We start from the raw sequence: 5,738 nt of genomic DNA, 5'->3' as shown, positions 1-5,738 counted from the left end.
GGTTGCTCCAACCAAGAATCCATGAAGGCTGCTACATCACGACCAGATGCTTGTCCAAGTGCATTCCAAAGGTCACGACCAATGGTATTTCCGTATTGGTGTTTTTCGAAGTAAGCGTGCAAGCCTTTAGCAAAATCTGCATCTCCTAGCCAACGGCGAAGCATGTGCATGAGACGGCTTCCTTTGGCATAAACGATAGCACCATCGAAGAGCGTATTGATTTCATCTGGGTGGCTAACTTCAACGTGGACAGATTGAACGCCATCTGTCGCATCACGTTTAAGAGCAGCTGGCACTCCACTTGTTTGGAAATCTTCAAAGATATTCCAGCTTGGCTCGATGGCATCCACACAGACGTATTCCATCATGTTCGCGAAACTTTCATTGAGCCAGAGGTCATCCCACCACTTCATAGTCACAAGGTTACCAAACCATTGGTGAGCAAGCTCATGGGCAATAACGAGGGCTACTTGTTGACGGCTTGCAAAAGTAGAGTTCTCATCCACAACCAAGTAAACTTCACGATAAGTCACAAGACCCCAGTTTTCCATAGCACCAGCTGAGAAGTCAGGAAGGGCGATGTGAAGAGATTGAGGAATTGGGTACTTGACTCCGTAGTAATCTTCGTAAAACTCGATTGAGCGAACTGCGATGTCTAGTGAGAAGTCAAGGTTTGAAAGTGGATGCGCCTTGGTTGAGTATACACCTACCAAAGTACCATTTTTAGTTTTAGCAGTTACCCCTTGCAAATCACCAGCAACGAAAGCTAGCAAGTAAGAAGACATACGCGGAGTTGTCTCAAACTTCCAGATACCAGTCTCTTTACGGTTTTTAACATCGATTTCCGGCATGTTTGACAAGGCAAGTTCACCTTCTGCTTGGTCAAATCGAAGAGCTAGGTCAAAGGTTGCTTTGGCTTCTGGTTCGTCCACACATGGGAAGGCTTCACGAGCAAAGTGACTTTCAAACTGAGTTGACAAAACTTCTTTCTTAACACCATCAACTGTATAGTATGATGGGTAGATTCCTGTCATGTTGTCAGTAATTTTACCTGAAAATGCTAGAACCAATTCAACTGAACCAGCTTCTTCAAGTTCGATATGAAGAGCTTCGTTTTCATTATCAACTGTAAATGGACGAGCTTGACCTGCTACTTCAACAGAAGCAATCTCTAGGTCTTTTTGGTGAAGGGAAATACGGTCACTTTTAGCTTGACCAGTAATAGTTACTTTTCCTGAAAAAGTCTTGGTCTCACGACTCAAGTCTAAAAACAAATCATAATGTTCAGGAATAAATGTTTCGATATAATGTTCTACTGCTTGCATCATTTTCTCCTATTCTATATTTCTGAGCAAATGTTCTAGTTCAAACATACCTATTTTATCATATTTTAAGTCAGAAAAAAGCTTTGGACAGTGATTTCCAAAACTTTCTTCCTTCTAGTAGTCTAGAGAGGGTAGACCTTGCGAAATTCTTCCAAAACAACCTTGCTGTCAGGTGTAAAAGTCAGACCTGCTTCTCCTAACCAGTCTTTGAAAAAGGCTTCATGAACCTGACGCCAATAGGCTAAAGATTTGTCACCTTCCCCTTCCTTAAAGGCATGATCGGCTGACACTTGATAGAAAGACTGAACAGAAACCTTTGTAATTTCAATAATGCAGATAGCTTGATCCTTACTGTCTAAAATAACATCAAAGGTCCCTTCTTGGGGAAGGGGTTCGTCCTCTACTGCATAGAGGTCGTAGGCAGAGGCTGTTGCCGTCTTTTCACCTTTTAAAACCAAATCTGCCAAGAGATCGGCTTCTACTCCAAAAGCCCAGGCATCTATCTCATCACCGATAGAGGGGTTGATTTTCTTATAGGCATTCCACATTTCTTGAGGTGTCATGGGTTGCTCCTTTGTATTTTTTTACTTTCTTCTTTTACACGTTTGAGATGATCTGGATGGTCAATCTCTAAATTAAAAATCTCTGGAATAGAACTGTAGTGGATAATGCACTCAATCCCCATCTGATTCATTTTTTGTATGAAAGAAGGATTCAGATAGCCTGCTACAGCGAAATCTATCTTTTTCATCCTTGCTTTATCCTGCATCTGTCTCAGCATTTCTAACATAATGGGACTTTCCATATCATGCCATTGACTGTTTCTCTCAGTCGCAAAAATAAAAGAAGTTAAATCATTCATTCCAACTACAATCTTTGAAATACCAGTTTCCAGTATCCTGTCCAAGTCGAAATAAGCTGATGGTAATTCAATCATCGTGCCGACTTTCCCGGTAAAACTATACTGACGCAATACTCTAATAGCTTGTTTTAACTGTTCAGCATCATTCACAAAAGGAAAAATAACAGACAGATTGGGATTGGTTTGATAAACTTCTGTAACGACATGTGCCTCAGCCTGAAATTCATCTGGACACGCCAATAAACGCCTAGTCCCTCTATATCCAAATAAGGGGTGGCGTTCGTCAAAATACTCTTTACTCCCGTCTAGACTATTTGCTTCTGCATTTGTTAACTCTGAAAAGCGATACCAGACTTCTTCATCTGAGTATAAATGGCAAATAGTGTCTAGATAATCTTTTACAAATTGCTGACAACTTGGTAACAGGATGTTTTGATTGAGCTCTCTCAACAAGTATTCCCCACGAATCAAGCCGACGTGGTGCAATAACTGGGGATAAACTTTTTCAACAATTTTTTCGCCACTAAGAGCCAGTTGATTTTGCATGTCAATTCACCTCGTCTTAAGAGATACAATATCAGATATCATTATATGACGCTTTCATCTAGTTCAAAAGCTTCATAAGGTTCAACAAACTCATATCCTAAAAATTCTGCTACTTTTTTGGAAGCCTCGTTATGAGCATCCCAAAGAGGAAACATATCTCTATTTAAACTCTCTAGAATCATTGCAGCACCAAGCTTTTTAGCAAATCCATTTCCTTGTTTGTCTGGCCTAGTTGCAACTTCCACTTCAACTGCTCCGTGGTAAACTAACCCTGAGGAAATCCCAGCAATCACTTCATTATTTTTAAGAATAACAAAGCCAAATCCACCTTTTAAAGCAAAATCTTGGTAGGACTCAAAATTCCCTTGTAAATCTTGTGACCATTCTTCCTCAGAAAGGCAGTTATAAATACGATTGTCAATAGGTACAATATTGTAACCTTCCTCTAAATGAGTAACTAGATCATTTAGAAATTCAACTTGAAAATTTGCCTTATCCTTAAAAGAATAGCGAGTAAAAGAAATTAACCCCACTTGCCGATGCAGAAAATCTTGCCACTTAGTGTCTTCTGAAATAATAATCTTATAATCTAAACCATATTGCCTAACAAAGTCTTCCCAAAATCTTGGATCCAACTCCCCTGCTAGGTATAGAAAATTCCAAATATCATAAAAGCTCGTTTTCCTATCACTGTTTCGATAAACAGTTCCAATTTGAGATTTAAGACCATAGAGAACCATATATTTCTTCCATGTTTTAAATAGTTCCATTCTCCCTCTATTTTACCTTCCAATCTCTGTAGGTTGTCAGTTCTAATTCTGGAAATCCTTCTAACTCCGCCTTTACCTTCAATACTAAGGGTGAGGAATTTTCTTCGGTAATTTGCTCAAGAGGAAGCCAAATTGCCTTTGCTGAATCGTTACTTCCATCAAGAACTTCATGAGGAAGGGATTTTTGAGAACGTTCTAAATCAAGTACGATATCATAAAAGGCCATGATATGATGTACGGCGAAGTCTTGCCCCTCTTCTTGAACCAGCACATCATAAATCCTAGGATTGCAATAACGGATAAGCGTATACCCCGTCTCTTCCAGAAGTTCTCTCTTGAGGGTTTCTGTCAACCCCTCACCGAGTTCCTGACTACCACCAGGTAAATCAAAACGATGCTGATAAGGCCCTCTCGTTTTCTCAATGCAAAGCAATTTCCCGTCTTGAAGACAGATTCCGTATACACCAAAGTGATTTTTGATTTCCATTTTCCACTCTTTCTAACAATCCAAGATCAATAACTTACCTTATCCCTTAAAAGGAAAGAGGCTATAGATTTCATGCTCCTTGATATACTTCTTTAGTATCTCCATATTCTCTTCGATTTTTGTCTGAATATCTGTCTCTTCACAAGTTGAATCAGCAATAAAGAGGTGAATTTTTAATAAATCAGTCAGGTATAGCAGACGACGTTCCATTTCTGATTCAGGACTTGAAGCTTGCTTGATTTTTGCGAGCTTTTGCTCCAAGCTATCACCATTCAAAAATCTCTGATGAACTCTCCTTCTTATTTTTTGAGTTGATTTCTCCCCTTGTTCTAATGGAGATAAAAGGAGTTTTTTATAGACGAATACCTGATTTTCTTTTTCTCTTTCCAGATAGGCCAATAAACCCAGAGAGCTATCAACAAAGGTCCAAGTGTTATAATTCCCTTCAAATGGAACTTGTATGATACGATCTAATAATTCCTTAGCCATTTCCTCTTGACCATCCAGATAAAGTAAATAGGCCAGATGATTCAGTGATTCGAGATAACTAACTTGGGTCTTCTTATTCTTTTTTAATATTTTATCTAAATAGGGATGTAGGTCTGGATGATTTTCCACTAGCTCAACTACTTCTGATAGCTTCATCTGAAATCCTTTCTATTCTTTTTTAAAATAATTTAAAGAGATTTTAGTCAACTAATCCAACTCTGCTCTACTGAACAAGTCTTTCATAGATTCGATATCATCACAAAATTCTTTAAATCCTAAAGCGAATTTAGCCAAGGCGTCCACCTTGGAAGAATAGGCACAAAACATACTTCCTTCAGGATCAAAGTCAATAGCATCGCTTAATTCAGGCATTTTTTCCTCCAAAAATACCAAAGCTAGCGATTCCCAATCGTAGCCATTTCCTTCAAATCCCTCCTCTTCTCGAGTATCAAACACTTCCTGTCTGTATTCTCCATCTGGGTAATAAATAAACGACCCGCGAACATTTTGAGGATCCTCATCATAAACAAGCAAGTTAAAAGGGGAAATTTTTTCATTTATGTTTTCGTAATCTATCATTTCTTAACTCCTTTTTTTATTGTCAATGGAACTGCAACATTCTAGCTTTGTAACTAGCTTTCAAAGTTCATAAAACTATCATGCTGATGGTAATATTTCAAAGCCTCGACCAAGTCTTGGGGACTAGCCTCTGGTTTTTCTTCAAGTGCAACCGAAAGAACATCAATCAACTACTCTCCATAGTAGACTAGCTGGAGATCTTGCTCCACTACATCAGCAGGGTAAATATCATGGTCTTCCACGACATCCGGATAATTTGATACCCAATAGGACCTAGCTAGTGCTATTTCTCCATCCTCCTTGCCATAGAGGCAAAAATCATCTGAAGTTAGTTGATCCGCTCGTAGCTGTTCGATGATCTGATCTAGTGAAAGTTCTTGGAATTTCCGCATCCCTTCTCCTTTTTAGTCTCACTCTTCAACAAAGGAATTCAAAAAATCCTCAAAAGATGGCCATTGACCATACAATTCAGCTTTTTCTTCCAAAACATAGAAGTAAACCTTGCCAAAGTCCTCTTCCCTTAGTGAAAGAGCATAATTGCCAGATCCAGGATCATAGGCGAAATGAAGAAGGTTTGTTGCCTTAAATCCTGCAGGCACAGCCTCATCGTCAAACCAATTCAGAGACTTTCTCATCTCATCAAGTGAATAAAAGGAATTAAAAGGAAAGAGATGATGTGG

At 39.0% G+C, this 5,738-nt stretch carries 8 protein-coding genes and 1 pseudogene; all 9 read right to left on the bottom strand.

The annotated features are described in order from the left end of the window. Positions 1–1,325 (bottom strand): M1 family metallopeptidase (locus tag SINDD18_RS11175; protein WP_241497309.1); only part of this gene is annotated, 1,325 nt, incomplete at its 3' end. Between the two features lie 122 nt (positions 1,326–1,447). Next, a complete protein-coding gene (locus SINDD18_RS02230) occupies positions 1,448–1,888 on the bottom strand; it encodes an ASCH domain-containing protein (protein WP_061862932.1) in 441 nt (146 codons plus the stop codon). Continuing rightward, positions 1,885–2,733, bottom strand: coding sequence for a putative PEP-binding protein (locus tag SINDD18_RS02225; protein ID WP_061862931.1), 849 nt, complete (start codon positions 2,731–2,733; stop codon positions 1,885–1,887). Before SINDD18_RS02225 ends, SINDD18_RS02230 begins: the two co-directional genes overlap by 4 nt. A gap of 41 nt (positions 2,734–2,774) precedes the next feature. Beyond that, the gene (locus SINDD18_RS02220) at positions 2,775–3,503 is read right to left on the bottom strand and encodes a GNAT family N-acetyltransferase (RefSeq protein WP_061862930.1); all 729 of its coding nucleotides are present in this window, start codon (positions 3,501–3,503) and stop codon (positions 2,775–2,777) included. Between the two features lie 7 nt (positions 3,504–3,510). Then, positions 3,511–3,990: an NUDIX hydrolase gene (locus tag SINDD18_RS02215; protein WP_061862929.1), complete on the bottom strand. Its 480-nt coding sequence runs from the start codon at positions 3,988–3,990 to the stop codon at positions 3,511–3,513. A gap of 39 nt (positions 3,991–4,029) precedes the next feature. Beyond that, positions 4,030–4,635 (bottom strand): DUF6707 family protein, encoded by a 606-nt coding sequence (locus SINDD18_RS02210; RefSeq protein WP_061862928.1) that lies wholly within the window; start codon positions 4,633–4,635, stop codon positions 4,030–4,032. A gap of 51 nt (positions 4,636–4,686) precedes the next feature. Next, positions 4,687–5,058 (bottom strand): Imm51 family immunity protein, encoded by a 372-nt coding sequence (locus SINDD18_RS02205; RefSeq protein WP_061862927.1) that lies wholly within the window; start codon positions 5,056–5,058, stop codon positions 4,687–4,689. Between the two features lie 53 nt (positions 5,059–5,111). Continuing rightward, positions 5,112–5,450, bottom strand: a pseudogene (locus SINDD18_RS02200) (DUF7716 domain-containing protein). A gap of 18 nt (positions 5,451–5,468) precedes the next feature. Further along, positions 5,469–5,738, bottom strand: a 270-nt coding sequence (locus SINDD18_RS02195) for an SMI1/KNR4 family protein (protein WP_193750821.1), incomplete at its 5' end; no start/stop codon positions are given.

This window comes from Streptococcus infantis (assembly GCF_001579645.1).
GTDB classification, from domain to species: Bacteria; Bacillota; Bacilli; order Lactobacillales; family Streptococcaceae; genus Streptococcus; species Streptococcus infantis_E.
Note: the sequence above shows the minus strand (reverse complement) of the source record. Positions and strands in the feature narration are given on the sequence as shown.